At 69.6% G+C, this 326-nt stretch carries 1 protein-coding gene; it reads left to right on the top strand.

The annotated features are described in order from the left end of the window. Positions 1-84: 84 nt before the first annotated feature. Positions 85-285: a hypothetical protein gene (locus CCN56_RS41330; RefSeq protein ID WP_041127699.1), complete on the top strand. Its 201-nt coding sequence runs from the start codon at positions 85-87 to the stop codon at positions 283-285. The last annotated feature ends 41 nt before the right edge of the window (positions 286-326 follow it).

Raw genomic sequence — 326 nt, 5'->3', positions numbered from 1 at the left:
ACACGGGAGGACCGCGGCCCCGGATGCGCTCAAGGGGACCGGACACGAGAATGGCGAGTGCCGGACGAACACGTAGGAGGCGGCATGAACGCTGAGCCCGACAAGACGTCCCTGGGGGAACGCCCGACGCCCGACAAGCTGCTGCATGCCGGGTCGGAGGGCGAATTCACGGCGGAGGACGTGGTCCTCGCCTCCGGCCGTGACGTGAATCCGAAGAATCTCGCCTGGGCGGAACGCCGCATGGCCGAGAAGGGCCGCGCCTGCATGGACGAGCTTCTGCCGTAGGAGGCACACCACCCCCGCAGGCCCCGGATCGGTCGCGCCGA

The organism is Streptomyces sp. NRRL B-24572, from assembly GCF_002156145.1.
Lineage (GTDB): Bacteria > Actinomycetota > Actinomycetes > Streptomycetales > Streptomycetaceae > Streptomyces > Streptomyces vietnamensis.
The sequence above is the reverse complement of the archived record's forward strand: the minus strand, read 5'-3'. Positions and strand labels throughout refer to the sequence as shown.